We start from the raw sequence: 20,869 nt of genomic DNA, 5'->3' as shown, positions 1-20,869 counted from the left end.
TGGTGGTTTCAGCGGCCGAACGGCCAGCAGTACTTCCGCTTCAACGAATGTACAAGTAGTTTTGACTCGGCAGTAAATAGTCGAAAAAGCCAAGCCCCAGCCGACTAAGCGGCCTCTACCACAATGCGATTCTGCTCGATGCGCAGCACCCGCACCGGCGTGCCCGCCGACACAAATTCGCCTCGCGTCACGACTTCGCGCCGGTCGTCGTCGAAGAGAGCCGTGCCGGAGGGGCGCAGCGCCGACAGGGCGCGGCCGGTCGTGCCGGGTTGCACATCGGGGCGGCGGACATCGCGCACGCGCGAGTCATTAACGTCGGTGAGGGCGAAGCGAGCCAGGTTCTTGGGCCGCAAGCCTATATAAAGAATCAGCCCGGTCAGCACTGTGGAAATGGCGAGCGCGTAGTGCCCGGCCGGGGTGCCTAAGTCGCGGTAGCCCAGCCAGATACCTGCAGCCAGCAGCAGAAATCCGACCAGCCCGACCAAGGTAGTGCCGGGAATAAACAGAACTTCGGCGATTAGAAACGCTAAGCCGAATAATAGCAGCACGGCAACCGTAATCCAGTCCATAAGGCAACAAGGGTGGAAGTGTTCTTAAAGATACGCAGAAACTACGGCCGTGTATATTAAGATGCCAAGTGCCCTCAGGAGCTGTGGAGCAAGTAGCAGGATGAATTCTTTGTGTATGTAAGTATATGATTATCAATAATTTGCAGATCAAACGGCTGATTTGCTACTTCCCGCCACTCAACACCTGCTCTCAGTCCAACCCTAATTGCCCGGCGGCGTTGATACAATTTCCTATACTTAGAATTTAGAGGTAAAAACTGCTCATGAACTTCAAATACAAAAGCCTTTTTCAACAAGGTGCCTTGGTGCTGGCCTTGCTCGTTGGTACTACAGCCTGCCAGGAACAATTGTCGGGCCAGGGCGTGGCAAAAACTTCTGAGACAGGAGTTTGGCTTACCACACCCGATAAATCGGCGCTGTTTCAAAAACAGGAAGCGAAGCTGGCTTTCAGCACCGCTACCAGCCAAGGGCCAACCATCGAAGTAGATGATAGCCAGAAGTTTCAGCCCATCGACGGCTTTGGGTACTGCCTGACGGGCGGGAGCGCCCTGCTACTCAGCAAGATGGGCGCCGGCGAGCGAGCGGCTTTATTGAAAGAGCTGTTTACGACCAGCGGCAATAACATCGGGGTGAGCTATCTGCGGGTGAGCATCGGGGCTTCCGACCTCGACGACCGCGTGTTCAGCTACGATGACCTGCCCGAGGGGCAAACCGACCCCGAACTGCGCCAATTCAGCCTGGCGCCGGACCGCCCGTATCTGATCCCGATTCTGAAGGAAATCTTGGCTCTGAGCCCCGACCTCAAAATTTTGGGTTCGCCGTGGTCGCCGCCAACCTGGATGAAGACCAACAACAACTCGAAAGGCGGCTCGCTGAAACCCGAATTCTATGATGCTTATGCTCAGTACTTTATAAAGTACATCATGGGCATGAAAGCAGAAGGCATTCGCATTGACGCCGTTACGGTCCAGAACGAACCGCTGCACCCAGGCAACAACCCCAGCCTGCTGATGCCCGCGACCGAGCAGGCAGAATTTATCAAGAAGAGCCTCGGGCCGGCTTTCCGAGCGGCTAAGCTCGACACGAAAATCATTGCCTACGACCACAACGCTGACAAACCGGAATACCCCATCACGGTACTCAACGACGCGCAGGCGCGCCAATACGTCGATGGGTCGGCGTTTCATATGTACGGCGGCAAAATTGAGGCGCTTTCGCAGGTGCACGACGCCTACCCCGACAAGAACCTATATTTCACGGAGCAGTGGGTAGGCTCCAAAAGCAAGTTCGAAGACAACCTGGCTTGGCACGTCAAGACCCTGATTATCGGGGCTACGCGCAACTGGGCGCGCACCGTACTGGAGTGGAACTTGGCATCCGATCCGCAGCAGAATCCGCACACGCCGGGTGGCTGCACCGAGTGCCTAGGCGCCATCACGCTCGACGGCAACGCAACGACGCGCAACGTGGCCTATTATATCATTGCGCACGCCAGCAAATTTGTGCGGCCTGGCTCGGTACGCATTGCTTCTACGAGCGCCAGCGTACCCCCCAACGTGGCCTTCAAAGCGCCCAACGGTAATAAAGTTTTGATTGTGCAGAACGACCAGTCAACGCCCCAAACGTTCAACATCCGCTATCAAGGCAAGCTCACGCCCGCCACGCTGAACGCGGGAGCCGTGGGCACCTACGTCTGGTAGCCTCTCGTTGAATCTCTACTATTTTCTTTCTTCTCTGCTAAAGTTCATGAATTTATTCCCCCTAAAAAGTCGGCTGCTCGGCTGCTCGTTGTTGGCTCTGTTGCTCGTAAGCGGCTGTCAGAAGAAAGAAAATCCGAACTCTAACCCGCAGCCGACGCCTCCAGCTACGCCCACCGCAAGCGTGCCTTCGCAGGTCGCCTTTTGGCTGACGAACCCCGATAAATCAGCGCTTTTTACCAAGCAGAAAGTGTCTCTGTACTTCGCGACCTCAGTTAATCAGGATCCGACAATCGTGGTGGATACGACGCAGACCTATCAGACGATCGATGGGTTTGGCTACACCCTGACCGGCGGCAGCGCTTACGTCATGCACCAGATGAGCGCCCCGGATCGGGCAGCGCTGATCAAGGAGCTTTTTGCAGCCGATAGTACGTGGCTGGGGGTGAGCTACTTACGCATAAGCATCGGGGCCTCCGACCTGAGCGACCGGGTATTTACCTACGACGACTTGCCCTCCGGCAACACCGACCCGAACCTCGAGCAATTCAGCCTGGCGCCGGAAACGACGGATTTGCTGCCGGTGCTAAAGGAGATTCTGGCGATCAATCCGGCGATCAAGATCCTGGGCTCGCCCTGGACCGCGCCCTCGTGGATGAAGACGAACGGCAGCCCCAAAGGTGGCTCGCTGAAGCCGGAATACTACGCCGCCTACGCTAAGTACTTTGTGAAGTACATTCAGGCTATGAAAGCACAAGGCATTCGCATTGACGCAGTTACGCTGCAAAACGAGCCTTTAAACCCCGACAACAACCCCAGCATGGTCATGTCGGCGCCGGAGCAGGCGGCTTTCATCAAAGTGGTAGGGCCGGCGTTGCAGGCGGCCGGGCTCGACACGAAAATCATCGCCTACGACCACAACGCCGATAAGCCCGACTACCCCATCACGGTACTCAACGACGCGGACGCCCGCCAATACGTCGACGGCTCGGCGTTTCATTTGTACGGCGGCAACATCAGTGCTTTGACGCAGGTGCACGGGGCTTTTCCGAGCAAGAACGTGTACTTCACGGAGCAGTGGGTGGGCGCCCCAAGCAATTTTGTGGGCGACTTCAGCTGGCACGTCAACAACCTGATTATCGGGGCTACGCGCAACTGGAGCCGAAACGTGCTGGAATGGAACCTCGCCGCTGACCCCTTCAACAGCCCGCACACCAACGGCGGGTGCAGCACCTGTCTGCCCGCGGTAACCATCGGCAATGGCTCGGTGACGCGCAACGTGGCTTATTATATCATTGCGCACGCCAGCAAATTTGTTCGGCCCGGCTCGGTGCGCATAGGCACTAACGTACCGGGTAATTTGCAGAACGTGGCGTTCAAAACGCCCACGGGTAAGAAGGTGCTGATCGTGCTGAACACCGGCAACACGATGCAATCTTTCAATATTCAGTACCGGGGCAAAGTGGTTTCCAGCTCCCTGTATGGCAGCGCGGCCGGTACGTACGTCTGGTAAAAAGGAATGTTTTATAACTGTCTTGTAATCAAATACTTGCAAAATGACCAAGTCGGGTAGTGAAAGGAAGAGTTACGAGCTTATCAGCGGCCTGACCAAGGCTTCGGGGCTGTTCATGCTGCTCCTGTTGGCTGCCCCGATTGCTACTCGGCCCTGCGCGGCACAAGCGCTCCGCAAGCCCCCGTCCGTGGCCGTAACGGCTCCGGTTGTGCAAACCCAGCACGGCCGGCTGCAAGGAGTAAGTGAAGGAGGCATGCGCATCTTCCGGGGCATTGCCTACGCCGAGGCGCCGGTGGGCGGGTGGCGTTTCCGGTCGCCTCAGCCGGTGCAGCCGTGGCAAGGCGTGCGGCTGGCCTCTGCTTTTGGCCCGAAGGCGGCGCAGGTTGCTGGCGGTGCTGTGCAAGGGGAGGAAAACTGCCTGACACTCAACGTGTGGGCGCCTGCCACGGCGGCAACTAACTCCCGAAAACCAGTAGTTGTGTGGGTGCACGGGGGAGCGTTTACCGGCGGCTCGGGCTCCGATTTCAATGGTGCCGTGTTTGCCCAACGCGATGACATCGTGACGGTTAGCATCAACTATCGGTTGGGTAGCCTGGGCTTTCTGTATTTGGGCGAGGCCTTGGGTCGTGAGTATCGGGAGTCCGGCAATTGCGGCTTGCTAGATGCAATAGCTGCCCTCCGGTGGGTACACCAAAACATCAGCGCTTTCGGCGGCGATCCGGCCCGCGTGACCGTTATGGGCGAATCGGCGGGCGCCAAGCTGGTGAGCGCGGTGCTGGTGGCGCCGGCAGCGCAGGGGTTGTTTCAGCAAGTCATTCTGGAAAGTGGAGCCGTGCAGTCTATCCGCGATACTCTAACGGCAGCCACCGTCACGCGTCGGCTACTTGAGGAGTTGCACCTACCCGCCGACCAAGCGCAGCAGCTGCTTACCTTGCCCACGGCTACGCTGCTGCAAGCGCAGGCGAAAATTGCCAGTGGCCCCGGCGGGTTGCAGCTGTTTGGGCCGGTGCTGGATGGCAAAACCTTGCCCACGCCTCCGCTGGACTACCTAAGCCAACCCAACCGAACCCCGGTGCGGGTGCTAATGGGCACCAATCGCGAGGAAGCAGGCTTGTTCATAAACATGTGGCCCACACTGACTTCTCCCAACCGGGAAGTGCTGACGGCCTTATTCGGCAAAAACGACAGTCACGTGTGGCAGGCCTACACCTCCGCGCAAGCTCGCCTAGTGCCCGAGCAGGCCTGGCTAAGCGTATTGACGGACTATCTTTATCGCCTGGCCACTTACCGAATGGCGCAGACGCTAGCCGACACCAAACACCCGGTCTGGTTGTATCGATTTGATTATCAAGATAATACAGGGCAGCGGCCCGTTCACGCTCGCGAGTTGGGCTACGTCTGGAACTCACTGCCTGGCACCCCGGCTTCAGCTTCTTCCGCGAAAACCAAGGGCCAGCAGTTAGCCGAGCAGATGCACACGCAGTGGGTGCAGTTTATCCGTACGGGTAGCCCAAGCGCCGTGTGGCCCCGCTACACGGCCAGCCGGCAGATAATGGTGTTTGATTCGGTGAGCCGCGCGCTGCCGCTAACCAGCCCGTATGAAGACCCAGCTTTCCCCGTGCAGGGCTTCGTGCTTTGAAAAGCCGATTAGGTAATTAGTAGGTTTTTTCCGGCACGGCCGTCTGTTGCTTGTGAACAAACCACGCATACATGGGCACGCCGGTGAGCATGAGCACCAGCCCGATGGCGGCTTCGCGCGGCCGAGCAAACGTCGTGTTAATTACGAGGCCGGCGCAAAACACAATCATGATGGCTGGCACGACGGGGTAGCCCCATACTTTATACGGGCGCGGCGCATCCGGCATTTTCTTCCTCAGAATAAAAACGCCCAGCGTAGTAGCGCCATAATAAATAAAAACGGCAAAAATGATCATGTCCGTCAATTGGTCGAACGTGCCGGACAAGACCAGTAAGCTAGCCCAAATGCCTTGGTAAAGCAGCGAATTGGCCGGCACGTTTGCCCGATTTAATTGCGCGACTTTCGGAAAAAACATGCCTTCGCGTGCCATCGCAAAATAGGGTCGGCAGCCTGATAAAATAGAGGCGTTTGTGCACCCAAGGGTGGTAATCAGAATAAGCGTAGAAATAAATAAAGCCCCGTTTGAGCCCCAAAAACTTCTTACGGCTTCTACGGCGGCTATTTTATTTCCGGCTTTATAAATCTGTTCCAATTCGGCTACTGGCAACAGCGAAAGGTACGTGGCATTAACGAGCAGATATAAAGCGATGATAATTAGCACGCCAATGGCAATTCCCTTCGGAATAGTAGCCTTCGCATCCTTGATTTCGCCACCGATATACCCAATAGAAGCCCAGCCCTGATACGCCCAAAAGGCGGATAGCATACCGGTGAAAATGTTGCTTAGGGTAACGGGCGCTCCCGTATTCGTCTTGGTTTGTAGGGTGCTAATCAAGGGGTTATGCGCGTTGGCTAAGCCAAAGGCAATGATGGTAAAGATGCCGACAAACACCAAAGCCAGAATCCCGGTGCTTACCCCGGCGCCGGTTTTGATGCCTTTCGTATTCAGCCAGGTAAGCAGCGCAATCAGCACGATGGCTGTAAGCTTTACATTAAAGTCGGCGAAGGGATAAAACACCCCGCCGATGCTAAAATCAGCTAGCGAAGCCAGCAGCGGCGGCAAGGGAATGATGCTGTTAAAAGACTGCGCAAACACATAAGCAAGCGACGAAATAGCCGCAGTCTGAATAACCGCAAATAAGGACCAGCCGAAAAGGAAAGCGAAAAAGCGGTTGTATATTTTTTTGTAATACGCATACTCGCCGCCGGTGTCAGCCAGGAGCCCGGCTACTTCGGCGTTGCTCAGTGCGCCGAGCAACGTGATGATGCCCCCCAGCAACCAACAGATTAATATCCAACCCGAGGAGTGTAGTTCGGCGGCCATAGGCGCCACTTTTTTGTACACCCCCGAGCCCAGTATATTGCCGATCACGACCACAATCACGAGGCGCAAACCAAGCACACGGTTAAGTTGGGGGCTGCTCATATTTGCTTGTGAGTGAGGCGATTACAAGTTGGATAGCGTACGCTGTTTTCGGGCTACTTCAGACAAAATAGATATAATTTCAACAGCAAGGCCCCTGAAATTTTCAGGGGCCTTGCTGTTGAAATACCCAACGCCGCTATGCCAGCCTCTAATAAGCGCGGGCGAAATACACGCGGCGCGGGCTGGGCTTGCCCGTGAGCATGTCCACGCCGTCTTCGTCGGGCTCGCTGAGGGCCACGCACCGGATGGTGGCTTTGGTTTCGTCCTTGATGCGCTCCTCGGTTTCGGAAGTGCCGTCCCAGTGCGCCACCACGAAGCCGCCTTCGCCCTCGAGGGCTTGCTTGAACTCCTCGTAGGTATCAACGCGTGTGGTGTGCGCCTCGCGGAAGGTGTGCGCCTTGCGGTAGATATTCGTCTGGATGTCGTGCAGCAACTGGTCGATGCTGTTCACGATGTCGGCCAGCGGCAGGTTCATCTTCTCCTTTGTGTCGCGGCGGGCCACTTCCACGGTGCCGTTGTCGAGGTCGCGCATGCCTACGGCAACCCGCACAGGCACGCCTTTCAGCTCCCACTCGGCAAACTTGAAGCCGGGGCGCTCGGTGTCGCGGTCATCGACCTTCACCGAAATACCGCGCTCCAGCAAGCCCATCTGCATCGGCCGGATGCGCTCCAAGAGTTCGTCGAGCTGACCGGTTTTGTAGATCGGAACGATAACTACTTGAATAGGAGCCAGTTTGGGAGGCAGCACCAGGCCTTCGTCGTCGGAGTGGGCCATGATGAGCGCACCCATCAGGCGCGTACTCACGCCCCACGACGTACCCCACACGTACTCAAGGCCGCCTTCTTTGTTGGCAAACTGCACGTCGAACGCTTTGGCGAAATTTTGCCCCAAAAAGTGCGAAGTGCCGGCCTGCAAGGCTTTGCCATCCTGCATCAAGCCTTCGATGCAATAGGTTTCCAAAGCCCCCGCGAAGCGCTCGTTCTCCGTCTTGACGCCTTTCACGACGGGCACGGCCATCCATTCTTCGGCAAACTCGGCGTACACGTCCAGCATCTGGCGCGTTTCGGCTAGGGCTTCCTCGGCGGTGGCGTGGGCCGTGTGGCCTTCCTGCCACAAAAACTCGGCGGTGCGCAAAAACAAGCGGGTGCGCATTTCCCAGCGTACCACGTTGGCCCATTGGTTGATGAGCAGCGGCAGGTCGCGGTAGCTCTGAATCCAATTTTTGTAAGTACTCCAGATGATGGCCTCCGAAGTGGGGCGCACAATCAGTTCTTCCTCCAGCTTGGCGTTCGGGTCGACGCGCAGCTTGCCCGGATTATCTGGGTCGGTTTGGAGGCGGTAGTGCGTTACGACGGCGCATTCTTTGGCGAAGCCTTCGGCATTTTTTTCTTCGGCTTCAAAAAGGCTTTTGGGCACAAATAGAGGGAAATAGGCATTCTGGTGGCCTGTGCGCTTAAACATATCGTCCAGTTGGCGCTGCATTTTCTCCCAGATTGCGTATCCATAGGGTTTAATAACCATGCAGCCGCGTACGGCCGAGTTTTCGGCCAAGCCAGCGCGTTTTACCAGTTCATTGTACCAGAGAGAGTAATCTTCGCTGCGCTTCGGCAAACTTTTGCTCATGATCGGAGTATCTTTGGGTAAAAGGCAAATCATTCCCGAAATGGTATAAGATTTGCCTTATAGTTCGGGCACTGTTTCGGTGCCAAATTACGTTATAATACCGGAGCAATCCGCCCGCAAAGCGGTTGTACCCGGGGCTTCACTCGTTCTCCTTCTTTTCGGATCAATCCTTACGCGTAAGCAGCCATGAAAAATTATCTAAACGCTTTATTACCCGCTCTGGCCCTGCTTACGCTGGGGGGCTGCGCGGGTACGTCGGCGCTTACTTCGACCACGGAGAGCGACGGTATATACTATTCTTCCAAAGACCGTACGGCCCTGACGCCGGCTGCTCAAGCGGCCTTGGCGAGCCGTAATGAAGCCCAAACAGCTCAAGGGCAATCTTCGGAAGATGCCAACCCGGAGTACAACGGCGACCCCAACAACTCTTCGGCTCGCAGCAACAGCAACTCGGAGTACTACGACGACGATTACAGCTACGCGCAGCGCCTGCGGCGCTTCAACCAGCCGTACCGCGGCTTGGGCCTGGGGTACTATGATTTTGCCTACACCGATCCGTTCTTCTACGGCGGTGGTTTCTCGCCTTATGGCTGGGGGCCAGGCTATTATGGCTCGTTTTACGATCCTTTCTACAGCCCGTACTATTACGGCGGCCTCAACATCAACATTGGGTTTGGCCGTCCGTTCTACCGTCCGTGGGGCTATGGCTACAGCAGCTACGGTATCTACGACCCCTTCTATAGCGGTTATGGTTACGGATATGGCTATAGCAGAGGATATTATGGTGGCCTAGGTAGCTACTACGGCGGCAATAGCTATTACGGCGGAAACAGCTACGGCGACCGCGGCAACCGCGGCAACGTGTATTACGGACCGCGCCGCGACCGGAGCCGCGACGCGGTCACGGAAGGCCGGGCCAATGTTGGCCGTGGCCGCTCGGGCGGTCTCGGCGGCGGCGTAAGCTCTACCGGCGACCAAGTGTTGTCGGGTGGTACGCCGGCACCGGCTAGCGGCCGTGGCCGGTTGGCTACTACTCCCGATGCGGCTTCGCAGCCCCAAGGCGTCTATACCCAACCCGACCGCACCCGCGGCCGTGAGTTAAGCACTACCGATCAGTCCGTCAATTCAACAGGCCAGCCCGCCGACAACTCGGGTGGCCGGACGCGCCGGTGGCGCGTGATGGATGACGCTGCCACCAGCCAGCCCGGCACTCAGCCGGCCGCTACGCCTCAGGACTACAGCCAGCCCCGTCGGGGCCGTCTCTTTGGTGGTGGGGGAGACCAGTCTTCGGGCTCACGCTCGCAGCAGCAAAGTACCTACAGCCCTCCGCAGCGCTCCTATGAGCAGCCTTCGCGTTCTTACGAACAGCCTTCGCGCTCTTTCGATTCGCCCTCACGGGGCGGTGGTTCTTTCTCATCACCCTCTTCGTCACCTTCGCCCAGCAGCAGCCCGCGCAGTGGAGGCCGTGGCCGCCTGCAGTAAACGGTCCTGACCAAATCAGAAGTAGCTGAATGTGAACGGCCGGCATTGCCGGCCACCTTCCTTTCCCTTTCATGAAAAACCTCAAATACTGGCTTGGTATAGCTCTGATGGGCTATGCAAGCCACGGCTTTGCCCAAGATGCAAGTGATGCGTTGCGCTATTCGCGGACGCAGTTTGGCGGCTCGGCCCGCACGTTGGGCATTGGCGGCGCTACTACCGCTTTGGGCGCCGACTTAGGCAGCCTGAGCAGCAACCCTGCGGGCCTGGGCCTGTACCAGAAGTCGGAAGTGACTTTCACGCCCGGCGTGGGCATTGGCAACACGAAAAGCACCGGTCTCGGCAGCCAGACTAGTGATGCGCGCAACAGCCTGCACATCGGCGGCATCGGCATTGCTTTTACCAACCGGCTGCCCGACGACGATAACACGTCTGACTGGCGCGCCGGGACTTTTGCCATCGGGGTTACCCGCGTCAACGATTTCAACACCAGTTTCCGTTACCGGGGTACCGTCGACGAGAACCGGTCGTTTTTCCAATACCTCCGCGAGTCGCCAGCTACCCAGGCCCAACTGGATGCTGAGTACGGCCAGAATGGGGAGAATATCACCACGCTCGACGGCTTGGCTTACGGCGGCTACCTAACGGACTTCGATAACAACGGCCGCATCTTCACAGTGGGCCGGCAAGGACCCATCAACGTCAGCGAAACGGTGCTCTCTACGGGCTCGCAGATGCAGTACGATTTCGGCTACGGCGCCAGCTACCGCGACCGCCTGTACGTGGGCGGAGCCATTGGCATCGTGACCACGCGCTACGACCTGACGCGTGAGTTTCGGGAAGGCACTGACAACGCCGCTTCGCAGTTCAATAACCTGCTGCTGCGCGATTACGTGACCACGAAAGGCACCGGTTTCAATGCCCGCATCGGCCTGATTTATCGCGCCAGCGACTACGTGCGGGTGGGTGCCTCGGTGCAGTCACCTACTTTCTCGAAGCTGACCGATACGTACGGCACCTCTCTGAATACCACGTTTAACCGCGCCGTCGATACCAACAACACCATCACTTCGGCGGCCGTAAGCACCCAGCCGGGCGAGTATACCTACAACATTACCACGCCTTTCCGGGCGGCAGTGGGCGCTTCGGTTGTGATTGGCAAGTATGGCTTTGTGACCGGCGATGCCGAATACGTGAACTACGGGCAGGCACGCCTCAACACCGACAACTCCGGCAACAGCACTACCGGCGCTTTCGACCGGCAGAACGACGACATCCGCAACCTGTATCAATCGGCCCTCAACCTGCGGCTTGGCGGCGAAGCCCGGTACGACATCTTCCGTTTCCGGCTGGGCTATGCTCGCTACGGCGATCCGTTTAAAAACAGTGACTTCGACCGTACCCGCAACTACTTTACAGGCGGCGTAGGCTTGCGGCAGAAGAACTTCTTCCTGGACTTGGCCGGCGTGTATAACACCGATAAGCGTTTCTATCAGCCCTACACGTTAAATGCTGGTAACGAGCCAACTATCAACGTAAATGGCACAAAGTTCACTACTTCAGCAACGGTAGGTTTCGTTTTTTAGTTTGAAGCTTTTCCTCATGAAAAAGGCCGCCCCGGGTTTCGGGGCGGCCTTTTTATTATCCATCTGAATGTCAATTACTTAGCTATACGGATCTGCACTACCAAGGCCGGGAAGGGCGTCGTGACGATGTCCTGCACCAGCAACAGGCCCGGTTTGGGTTCGGCGCCGGCCGTGCGAAATGCAATAACCTGCCCTTTGACCAAGGCGCCCGTGCGGGTACGAGTAGGAAAGGCCACGGCTTCCGTAAAACGCCCAAGCAGTTTAGCGGGGGTGTCGGTGGCGGAAAACTCCGTTTCGGTGAGCTTCGTGCTGCCCAGTTCGGTGGCGCGCTTCGTTGCCCACGGAATCTTGAGAGCCGCATCAGTGGGTGAGGCTAAGCTGATGGTGCCGTCGGAGTTCGGGACGTACACGAAATCTATAAGTCCTTGAATAGCAGGGTTTTGAAATACAGAGAATTTCGGAAATGCCAGGCCTGCCAACGCGTACAGAAACCGACGCGAATCGTAGTTGCGGGGGCTTTGCAGCCGAATGGTATAGCGATGATAAGTCAGGGCCGAATCCAGGTTGCGCATGGTCAGGCGGAAGCTTTTGCTGGCTGTGCGCGGCGTGGTATTCGCATCCGTGGCTTCGTACGTCCAAGTTTCCTGGCCGGAAGTGGTGCGAATGCCAAACGTGTGCTGAAAGCTGAATTCCTTGGCGCTCTGGGGAGACAGCACCGAGTCCATGTACACAAACTCGGCTTCCGGAGTAGCCAGTGGGTCCGTCAGCGGATTGTAGGCGTTGGGATAGACAATAGGCTCTTTACGAGGCTGATACTTGACCAAAATGCGCACGCGCTGCAACGGCGAATCGTCGTCGGCCGCCCTTGCATAAATCTTGGTGGTAAGCGTGTCGCCGGGGCTGCTGACGACCCGGTTACCGGTGTTGTAGCGGGCGTTGCTCACAAAGCTCAGGCGCGGGCCCGGTTCCAGCGCGGGTTGGCAAGTACTCAGAAGCAACGTCAAAAAAGGGAAAAGCAGAAGCAAACGAAGGCGCATGGCGGCAAAGGTCGGAGATACTGGCAAAACGTAGCCTGAGTTTGTGGCGCAAGCCACCGCAAGTGACAAGCAAGTGACAAGCAAGCGCCAGAGGAACACGCCGATTCCCCGATTTATTGCCTCAGAGAACGGGTTATTATTCGTCTGCGGCCGGAGTGCCGGTAGCGCGCATCAACTGCCCGAAAAAGATGCTGTTGAGAAACAGCTTGTTGGTGCCGTACCAGAAGGCGCGGAAATTAGGATTATCCGTCAGCGAGATGATGCGCCCGGCGCCCAGGTCGGCAATGTCCGCGGCGGCCGTGCCGCGCAGCTTCAGCTCGTTGGCTTTGGAAATAAAGCCACTCGCCAATGGGTGCTCCGTGTACATCAGCGGGTTGGCATACGAGCTGGGCGAGCGTTCCATAAACACCGTATGGTCGCGGAACAGATAAACATCCGGGTTCTCAAACCCGTAGCCCAGCGGGTGCGTCAGGTCGAGGCGGGCGTGAAAGATGGCTCCGGTGATTTCCTGCGCGCTAGCCGCATTTCGCATGCCCACGTACGGAAGCTGAGGCAGCATGCCCGACGGCGGCAGCTTGGTTTGGGCCGACATGGCGCGGGCGGCTGTCGTTGCTTTGGGCTGCTGGGTGGATTGGGGCACCAGCGCGGTTGTCGGCGCGGGCGTTGGCCCACTGGCTTTAAACTTGGTAGTCGATAAACCATTGTCTGACAACCACTTGGCACCTTTGCCGAGCGCCAGCAGCGTATTGCCGCGTTGTACCCAGGCCCGTAGCTTTTCGCGGGCCGCGGCCGTAATGCCCCCATATGCTCCGTCCGAAGCTACGATAACGGTGTAGCGGTCGAGGTTTACGCGATCCAGGGTTTCAGGGGCTACCAGGCTGGGCGTCATGCCGAAGCGGTTGTCGAGCAGATGCCACGCTTCGCCTACGTCGGTAGGGCTTACACCCGCCCCAGCTAGCAGCAGGATCTCCGGCTTCTTCAGGGTCACAAAATTGGCACTGCCCAACTTCAGGCCCTGTGGCGACAAGCCTGTGCCAATGCCCATTACCTCGAGCCCGTTCTGGACAGCTATCCGCTGCATCAGGGCATATAACGTGTCGGCAGATACCGTTTGCAAACCTACCGGCACCATGATGCTGCCGTAGTCCATTTTTCGGTCGCCGATGTAGAAGGGCTCGGTGGCCACTTTTACGGCTAACTTACGGGCCAGCAGCACGTTCAGCGCGCGGGGCGCGTAGTAACCGTGCCAGCTAAAGGCATATGCGTACGCGGTTTTGTCGCCGATCACCCGGCCTGCGGGGAAGCTTACGCTGTCGAGGCGCTGGCCCAGCAAGCCGCTGGCTGAAGCCTTTGTTACTGCGGCCATGTTCAGCCCAAAAGCACGGGGGAGGGTCCAGGCCGAGATGTCGTAAAAAATGCTGTCTTGGAATTTGGTGCGCTCTTCAAACATGGCCTGAATTAGCCGGAATTGCGGCTGGTCCGTGGGCACGACGTAGGCATCGGTGGGTCCGAAAGTATGGCCATCCAACTTGATAGTCGTTTTGGGCCGGTACACCGCAATTTGGTGCTGTCGGATCACGCGGGCTAACTCGTAGGAGCGCGCCGGATCCTGTTCGGCACCAAATACGTACGCCCGCACGTTCTGCCCCTTGGCTTCGCGGGCTGCTTTTTGGTAGAAATCACGCTGATAGCTCAGCAGGTCGGTTCGCATCGCCTGCACCGCCTCCAACGACGAGAGCGTGGTGGTTACTTGGTTGCGGATCGTGAAGGGAAAGCGCAGCACACCGTTGATGCTTTCCTGGGCATGACCACGCGAGCTGGCCTGCTCAAACAGAATGCCTATGGCGCCGTTCACATCGGGGTAAGTCGAGCCCTTGCCGTAATAAAAGTCGTCGTAGCTCTCCTCGGTGAAGTAGAGCGAGCCGATTTTGTCGAGCGCCTTGGCGTGGTACGCCCCGATTTTCTGAGTCAGCTCAAAGTTGCGGTCGGGCGTGAGCGGGTGCTTGCGCGAAGGCACGCCCGGCTGGAAGAAGAACGTCGAGTTGGAGCCCATTTCGTGGTGGTCCGTGAGCAGGTTGGGCTTCCAGTCGTGAAACTGCTTGAGCCGGCCCCTGGACTCGGGGTGCTGCAACGGCAACCAATCGCGGTTCAGGTCAAACCAATAATGATTAAAGCGGCCACCAGGCCATACTTCGTTCTGTTCCAGGTTGTTAGGGTCGGTGACTAAGTTGGTGCCGCGGTGCGAATTCACCCACGTAGAAAACCGGGTCATGCCGTCGGGGTTGATGCTGGGGTCGACTAGCACCACGGTGTTACGCAACAGTTCATCGATGGCTGGGCCTTGTGCGGCGGCCAAATAATACACGGCCAGCAGCGAAGCGTTGGTACCGCTCGGCTCGTTGCCGTGCACGCTGTACCCCATCCAGAACACTACCGGCATCCGGCTCACATCGAGTTGGCCCGACACGGCTGGGTCGGTCAGTTTATGGTGATCCGCCTTGATCTGGACGATGTTGCGCTGATTTTCCGGCGACGTAATGGTGAGCAGCAGCAGCGGCCGGTGCTCGTGGGTACGGGCGTATTCGGTGAGGGTAACGCGGTCGGAAGCGGCATCCACGGCGCGCATGTAAGTTACTAGCTGGTCGTGGCTTACGTGCCACTCGCCCACTTCGTAGCCTAGCACCGAGGCGGGCGTCGGGATGGCCGGGTTGTAAGTTACCGTCTGGGGCAGGTAGTACGCCAGGTTGGACTTGGTCTGGGCTTGGCCCGCAAGTGCCACCAGCAAAGCCAGCAGCAAACCGTAGAGTTTTCTCATAAGATCAGAGGAAAGCGCATTTAATCGGCCAAATTATCTTCTGGCCGAGGGTGGGTGCTGCAACTTAACATAGCGGACCCAACTTGCAGAGTAGCAGAGCAAAAAAGACCAATTGGCGAGCCAAGATACGCCTCCGGGCTGCCTGCTTCCCCACACTTTCAGTGCGCCGTGCATTCTTTGCTGCCCCGGTTTAGTCTTTACCTTTAACACGGGCATTCTTGCCGCTATTCTCCGACTATTTTACTCGATGAAATTACGCTCCCTTGGTCTGGCGCTGCTGCTTGCTACAGCCGGCCCAGCACTCGTGCCGCTTACCGCCCCCGTGGCGATGGCGCAGCAAAAACAAGCCATTACCCTCGAAGATATATGGGCCAAACCCACTTTTCAGGAGCGCTCGGTGCCGGGCTTCAACTGGATGCGCGACGGCCGCTTTTATTCCTCGCTCGACAACGGCAGCCTTGTACAGCACGACGTGGCCACGGGCCAGCCGGTGCAAACCCTGGTGGCGCGTGATGCCATGCAGGTAACGGGCAGCAATCAGCTCATCGAAGCCGAAGACTACGCCTTCAATGCCGACGAGAAGAAAATCCTGTTCAGCACCGATACCGAGCCCATTTACCGGCGTTCGAGCCGGGCCTACTATTTTGTTTACGACCGCGACACCCGCAAAATGGTGCCCCTGAGCACCGGCGACAAACAGAGCTACGCCACGTTTTCACCCGATGGCAAGCGTGTGGCTTTTGTGCGTGATAACAACCTGTTTGTGACGGACTTAGCTACCATGCAGGAAAAGGCCGTCACGACCAACGGGGCGTTCAACAACATCATCAACGGCAGCACCGACTGGGTGTACGAAGAGGAGTTTGAGTTTGCGCAGGCCTTTTTCTGGTCGCCCGACAGCCGGCAAATCGCCTTCTACACTTTCGACGAAAGCCAGGTGCCGGAGTACAACATGCAGGTATGGGGGCCGCTGTACCCGATTGATTACCGCTACAAATACCCCAAAGCCGGCGAGAAAAACTCCGTTGTCAGCATCTCGGCTTACGAGGTAGCCGCTGGCCGCACCACCAAAATGGACGTGGGTCCCGAGCCAAACCAATACATCCCGCGCATCAACTGGACGCAGACGCCCAACCTGCTCAGCATCCGCCGCCTAAACCGCTTGCAGAACAAACTGGAGATTCTGCACGCCGACGCCTCCACCGGCAAAACCCAAGTCGTGCTCACGGACACCGACAACGCCTACGTCGAAGTAAATGATGACTTGCGGTATCTATCCGATAATAAGCACTTTGTATATAGCTCAGAGCGAGATGGTTACCGCCATCTTTACCTCTACGACCTGCGGGGCAAGCTCGTCACGCAGCTCACCAAAGGGGCGTGGGAAGTGACCGAAATCGATGGGTTCGACGAAGAGCACGGCCTGATTTACTTCACGAGCACCGAGGCTTCGCCCTTGCAGCGCCACCTTTACCGCGTTAGTCTGAAGGGAAAAGGCAAAACTCGCCTCAGCGAAGCCGGCTCCGGCACCGACGAGGTAAACATGAGCCCCGACTGCCGCTTTTACCTGAATTACCGCTCCTCCAACGGCACCCCGACCACCGTAAGCCTGCGCCGCGGCAGCGACGGCAAGCTGGTGAAAGTGCTGGAAGATAACGCCCCGCTGCGTCAGACGCTTACTCAGTATAATCTCGGCAAGCTCGACTTCTTCACTTTTAAAACCACGGAAGGCATCACGCTCAACGGCTCCATGCTGAAACCCGCCAGCTTCGACGCTGCCAAAAAGTACCCGGTGCTGATGTACGTGTACGGCGGCCCCGGCTCCCAAACCGTGAAGGACGACGCCGGCGCCGGCCTGGCGTTTACTGATTACCTATGGCATCAGATGCTGGCCCAAAATGGCTACATCGTGGTGTCCATTGACAACCGCGGCACAGGTGCGCGCGGGGCGGCCTTCAAGAAGGCCACGTATGCCAATCTGGGCAAGCTTGAAACCATCGACCAAGGCGAAGGCGCCAAATACCTCGGCACCCTGCCTTTCGTCGACAAAGCCCGCATCGGCATCTGGGGCTGGAGCTACGGCGGCTACATGACGGCCTTAGCCATGACCAAGCAAGCGGACCTGTTCAAGATGGGCATCTCGGTTTCGCCCGTTACCAACTGGCGCTACTACGATACCGTGTATACCGAGCGCTTTCTGAAAACGCCGCAGGAAAACCCAGCCGGCTACGACGAGAACTCGCCCGTGCAGTTTGCTAACCAATTGAAAGGTAAGTACTTGCTAGTGCACGGCACCGGCGACGACAACGTGCATTTTCAAAACTCCATTGCCTGGGTCGAGGCCCTGATTCGGGAAAATAAGGATTACCAGACGCTGTATTACCCCAATCGCAACCACGGCATTTACGGCGGCAACACGCGGCTGCACCTCTACCGCCAGATGACGGATTTCGTGCTGAAGAACCTGTAAAGTCGGGCTCTAAAATGTCCTGATATTTATAAGAATAGTACTTTGGGTGGCGTTTCTTCGTAGCTTTTCGCGTTGATTACCATTCCGTGTATGCTCCGAACGAAACGCCGCTTTTTCTTTCTTCTAAGTCTGAGCCTGGCCGCAGTGGCCTGTCAGCCTGATAAACCTGCTCACACCGAACCGCAGCAACCAACTCCCACCGACAGCACCGCCCTGGACGCGGCCCCCGATACGGGCCGCCTGACCGCGCCGGTTTCCAGCTCGGATACCTGGCACAAACTCGGCCGCCGCACCAACCCAACGGCCCCTTTGATCGTGTACCGCCGGGGCACGTTGCGCGCGCCCAGCCGGGATACAACGGCCCCGCCACCCACCGACGCCCGCCTCGCCGATCTGACGCTAAAAGCCAGCGAATACTTCCAGATCGATCCGACGCGCCCCGCCGAAGTGCGCGGACGTGAAGGAACCGTGGTGCGCATTCCGGCCGGTGCGCTCGTCGATGCCCAACAAGCCCAACCCAACGGTTCGGTATGGGTCGAGCTCAAAGAATGTTACACGAAGGCCGATCTGGTTCTGTCAAATCTGCAAACGCAAACAGTTGATAACGAGCTACTTGAAACGGGTGGTGCGGTGCTTGTGCGGGCTACCACACATGGGCAGCCGCTGCAACTAGCCGACGGGCGCACCTACCAGCTCGAGCTGCCCGTAAAGCGCCGCGAACCGGCCATGCAGCTTTACTACGGCCTAGGGCGCAAGCAGCCCACGCAATGGGCCGCCGCCGAAACCGTAGAAACTACACCCGAGCAGGTTTTCACCGATGCCGAGCGCATGCCTGCCTATGGCCACGGCCCCGCCGACATCAACAAGCTAGTGCGCTACCCGCAAGAAGCCGTAGCCAAGCAAACCCAAGGCGTGGTTTTCGCCTCCTTTGTGGTGGACGAAGCCGGCCGGGTGGCCTCGCCCAAAATTCTGCGCGGCATCGGCGACGGCTGCGACGAGGAAGTGCTGCGCGTGCTGCGCCAAACTTCCGGCCACTGGACGCCTGGCCAGCACGACGGACAGTTTGTGAAGGTAAAGATGACGTTGCCCATCCGCTTCTCCTTCCAGCCTGGCCTGGCCACGTCTGCCGACTCTACCAGCGCGGCCCTTTCGGTTGTGGCGGCCGAGCCTTCTGATGCCGAGACTAGTGCCGCAGAAAGCTCAAACTCTACGCAATACGTGTTCACTACCAAGCGTTTGGGGTGGCTTACTTGCGCCCGCTTGTGGCAATCAGTTAGTGCTAAAGCCAGCTTGCTGGTGCCGGCCGTGGCCGATGCCACCACGTCGGTGCGCCTCGTATTTCGGGGGCACAAAACCGTGCTGGAAGGCCAAGGGCAAGACAATGGATACGCCTTTGATAATGTGCCTGCCAACCAACGCGCTACTCTGGTTGCCATGCGTTACGATAACGGGATTCCGTATCTGGCTTTGCAAGAAACTACCACAGGACAGCCCCTCACCGAGATCCAGTTCAAGGAAACTACGCTCGATGAACTAGAGCGAATGCTGAGTAAATTGAACTAATGGGATATTATTTTGTATAATAAAACGTAAAAAAATTGTGCCCTTCCTAAAATATATCACTCCGATACCATAACTTTAGGGAACTTAAGCTTCTCACATTCTGTGTGGTGGCTTCCGGACTCCGCTCTGATTCTACCTGTTACACCTAATTGCGTGTATGGTTAAAAGACTATTCTCTGCGTTCCTTCTTGGCCTTGGTTTATTACTCTCTCTGACAAGCCGCGTGCAAGCGCAGGCAGGCCAGCCAAAAGATGTTGTTTTTTACATCACCGCTCACCAGGACGACTGGCAGCTATTCATGGGCAGCAATGCTTACGATGATGTGCAGCGCCGTCGGACGAAGGTTATTTTTATTTGCCTGACGGCCGGACAGGCCGGCGATCTGGGCGATACTTACTGGAAGAGCCGCGAAACCGGCTGTCTCAACGCTATTCAGGCTGCTACCTGCCTGTCGGCTTCCAGTGAGGCCCTGCCACCAGCTGGCACCCAAACCATTAACAAACACGAGGTAGCCATGTACCGGTACAAAAATACCGCGGCCTACTTCTTCCGTTTGCCCGATGGCGGCTACAAAGGCGATGGCTACCCGCGCACGAATTTTGAGACAATTGCCAAGCTCAAAAACAAGAAAATCACCAGCCTGACCAGCCTCGACAAAACGGCAACCTACACATCGTGGAGCGACTTAGTGGGCACGGTGCAGCAACTGATGAAGCGCGAAATCAACGACGGCGCTCGCGTGTGGGTCAATGCTCCCGACCTGGATAAAGTCCGCAACCCCGACGATCATCCCGATCATATGATGGCTGGGGTTCTCGCCCGGGTTGCCTCCGACGATATGGATTGTCGCCAGCATTTGTACAAGGAATACTCCGCATCGAAGGAAAAGGTAAACCTGACACTGGATCAAACGGCCAACCAAACGGCCTTGTACTCAGCCTATTGCAAAGCCATCAGCGATGCCGGGCAGCCTTCAGGCTGGAACAAAGAACATTTGGTATGGATCGGCCGGCAGTATTTCCGTCTGCGGCACAACGTTCCCAACACACCTTCCCAGCCGGGCCCAGCTACTGCCCATTCCGTGCCGATGCCCGCTACCTCAGCCGATACAGCGGCCGTAGAGCCTGTGCAGCTAACACTGGAAGGCAATTATCCCAACCCCTTCGATCAGTCAAGTTTGGTGGCCTATTACCTGCCTAATTCGGCCCCGGTGCTGCTGCGCATATTTGACGTTACGGGCAAACTGATCGTTACGCTGGTGGAGAAAAAGCAGGTTGCCGGCCGCTACGAAGTATGGCTCGACGCCAACCAGTTTCCGAGTAGCGGCCAGTACATTTGCTCGCTGCAAGTAGGCTCCGAACGCCGTCAAATCAGGATGCAAGTGGCTCATTAAGAACTAGATAGTATAAGCAAAACGCCGGGCTTCCCACATTGGGGAGCCCGGCGTTTTG

13 protein-coding genes are annotated in these 20,869 nt (G+C 57.4%); 8 read left to right on the top strand and 5 right to left on the bottom strand.

Features of this window, described 5'->3' with window-relative positions; genetic code table 11:
• Positions 1 to 104 precede the first annotated feature (104 nt).
• Positions 105 to 569, bottom strand: coding sequence for an NfeD family protein (locus H9I52_RS18230; RefSeq protein ID WP_187455051.1), 465 nt, complete (start codon positions 567 to 569; stop codon positions 105 to 107).
• Positions 570 to 832: 263 nt separating this feature from the next.
• On the opposite strand from H9I52_RS18230, the gene H9I52_RS18225 reads away from it, so the two are divergent.
• Genes H9I52_RS18225 through H9I52_RS18215 form a run of 3 tightly spaced genes read left to right on the top strand, consistent with a single transcriptional unit; the run spans position 833 to position 5,418 of the window.
• The gene (locus tag H9I52_RS18225) at positions 833 to 2,269 is read left to right on the top strand and encodes a glycoside hydrolase family 30 protein (protein ID WP_187455050.1); all 1,437 of its coding nucleotides are present in this window, start codon (positions 833 to 835) and stop codon (positions 2,267 to 2,269) included.
• Between the two features lie 46 nt (positions 2,270 to 2,315).
• Positions 2,316 to 3,779 carry a glycoside hydrolase family 30 protein gene (locus tag H9I52_RS18220; RefSeq protein WP_187455049.1) on the top strand — a complete coding sequence of 488 codons (1,464 nt, stop codon included), beginning with the start codon at positions 2,316 to 2,318 and terminating at the stop codon, positions 3,777 to 3,779.
• Positions 3,780 to 3,822: 43 nt separating this feature from the next.
• Positions 3,823 to 5,418, top strand: a complete 1,596-nt coding sequence (locus H9I52_RS18215) for a carboxylesterase/lipase family protein (protein ID WP_187455048.1) — start codon at positions 3,823 to 3,825, stop codon at positions 5,416 to 5,418.
• Positions 5,419 to 5,434: 16 nt separating this feature from the next.
• Here the strand turns inward: H9I52_RS18215 and H9I52_RS18210 are convergent, their stop codons facing one another.
• Positions 5,435 to 6,844 (bottom strand): APC family permease, encoded by a 1,410-nt coding sequence (locus tag H9I52_RS18210; protein ID WP_187455047.1) that lies wholly within the window; start codon positions 6,842 to 6,844, stop codon positions 5,435 to 5,437.
• Between the two features lie 148 nt (positions 6,845 to 6,992).
• Positions 6,993 to 8,468, bottom strand: a complete 1,476-nt coding sequence (gene proS, locus H9I52_RS18205) for a proline--tRNA ligase (RefSeq protein WP_139515135.1) — start codon at positions 8,466 to 8,468, stop codon at positions 6,993 to 6,995.
• 186 nt (positions 8,469 to 8,654) lie between these two features.
• Between proS and H9I52_RS18200 the strand changes: the two genes are divergently transcribed.
• Together H9I52_RS18200 and H9I52_RS18195 are read left to right on the top strand one after the other, a co-directional pair.
• The gene (locus tag H9I52_RS18200; RefSeq protein ID WP_187455046.1) at positions 8,655 to 9,950 is read left to right on the top strand and encodes a hypothetical protein; all 1,296 of its coding nucleotides are present in this window, start codon (positions 8,655 to 8,657) and stop codon (positions 9,948 to 9,950) included.
• Between the two features lie 71 nt (positions 9,951 to 10,021).
• Positions 10,022 to 11,533 carry an OmpP1/FadL family transporter gene (locus tag H9I52_RS18195; RefSeq protein ID WP_139515133.1) on the top strand — a complete coding sequence of 504 codons (1,512 nt, stop codon included), beginning with the start codon at positions 10,022 to 10,024 and terminating at the stop codon, positions 11,531 to 11,533.
• Positions 11,534 to 11,607: 74 nt separating this feature from the next.
• Here the strand turns inward: H9I52_RS18195 and H9I52_RS18190 are convergent, their stop codons facing one another.
• Together H9I52_RS18190 and H9I52_RS18185 are read right to left on the bottom strand one after the other, a co-directional pair.
• A complete protein-coding gene (locus H9I52_RS18190; RefSeq protein ID WP_187455045.1) occupies positions 11,608 to 12,537 on the bottom strand; it encodes a hypothetical protein in 930 nt (309 codons plus the stop codon).
• Between the two features lie 169 nt (positions 12,538 to 12,706).
• Complete coding sequence (locus tag H9I52_RS18185; RefSeq protein WP_187455044.1) at positions 12,707 to 15,385, bottom strand: M14 family metallopeptidase; 2,679 nt, start codon at positions 15,383 to 15,385, stop codon at positions 12,707 to 12,709.
• Between the two features lie 247 nt (positions 15,386 to 15,632).
• Here H9I52_RS18185 and H9I52_RS18180 point away from each other — a divergent pair, with 247 nt between their 5' ends.
• The 3 genes from H9I52_RS18180 (at position 15,633) to H9I52_RS18170 (ending at position 20,811) form a co-directional block, all read left to right on the top strand.
• Entirely contained in the window at positions 15,633 to 17,855 is a 2,223-nt protein-coding gene (locus tag H9I52_RS18180) for a S9 family peptidase (RefSeq protein ID WP_187455043.1), read from the top strand.
• Between the two features lie 90 nt (positions 17,856 to 17,945).
• Positions 17,946 to 19,418, top strand: coding sequence for an energy transducer TonB (locus H9I52_RS18175; RefSeq protein WP_187455042.1), 1,473 nt, complete (start codon positions 17,946 to 17,948; stop codon positions 19,416 to 19,418).
• Positions 19,419 to 19,641: 223 nt separating this feature from the next.
• Positions 19,642 to 20,811, top strand: coding sequence for a PIG-L family deacetylase (locus H9I52_RS18170; protein WP_187455041.1), 1,170 nt, complete (start codon positions 19,642 to 19,644; stop codon positions 20,809 to 20,811).
• The last annotated feature ends 58 nt before the right edge of the window (positions 20,812 to 20,869 follow it).

Source organism: Hymenobacter sp. BT491 (assembly GCF_014349165.1).
Classification (GTDB): Bacteria; Bacteroidota; Bacteroidia; order Cytophagales; family Hymenobacteraceae; genus Hymenobacter; species Hymenobacter jejuensis.
This window is presented reverse-complemented; position numbering and strand designations above follow the sequence as displayed.

Coding starts and splice junctions, on each gene's coding strand:
- H9I52_RS18230 (WP_187455051.1), bottom strand. CDS start 569: ATGGACTGGATTACGGTTGCCGTGCTGCTATTATTCGGCTTAGCGTTT.
- H9I52_RS18225 (WP_187455050.1), top strand. CDS start 833: ATGAACTTCAAATACAAAAGCCTTTTTCAACAAGGTGCCTTGGTGCTG.
- H9I52_RS18220 (WP_187455049.1), top strand. CDS start 2,316: ATGAATTTATTCCCCCTAAAAAGTCGGCTGCTCGGCTGCTCGTTGTTG.
- H9I52_RS18215 (WP_187455048.1), top strand. CDS start 3,823: ATGACCAAGTCGGGTAGTGAAAGGAAGAGTTACGAGCTTATCAGCGGC.
- H9I52_RS18210 (WP_187455047.1), bottom strand. CDS start 6,844: ATGAGCAGCCCCCAACTTAACCGTGTGCTTGGTTTGCGCCTCGTGATT.
- proS (WP_139515135.1), bottom strand. CDS start 8,468: ATGAGCAAAAGTTTGCCGAAGCGCAGCGAAGATTACTCTCTCTGGTAC.
- H9I52_RS18200 (WP_187455046.1), top strand. CDS start 8,655: ATGAAAAATTATCTAAACGCTTTATTACCCGCTCTGGCCCTGCTTACG.
- H9I52_RS18195 (WP_139515133.1), top strand. CDS start 10,022: ATGAAAAACCTCAAATACTGGCTTGGTATAGCTCTGATGGGCTATGCA.
- H9I52_RS18185 (WP_187455044.1), bottom strand. CDS start 15,385: ATGAGAAAACTCTACGGTTTGCTGCTGGCTTTGCTGGTGGCACTTGCG.
- H9I52_RS18180 (WP_187455043.1), top strand. CDS start 15,633: ATGAAATTACGCTCCCTTGGTCTGGCGCTGCTGCTTGCTACAGCCGGC.
- H9I52_RS18175 (WP_187455042.1), top strand. CDS start 17,946: ATGCTCCGAACGAAACGCCGCTTTTTCTTTCTTCTAAGTCTGAGCCTG.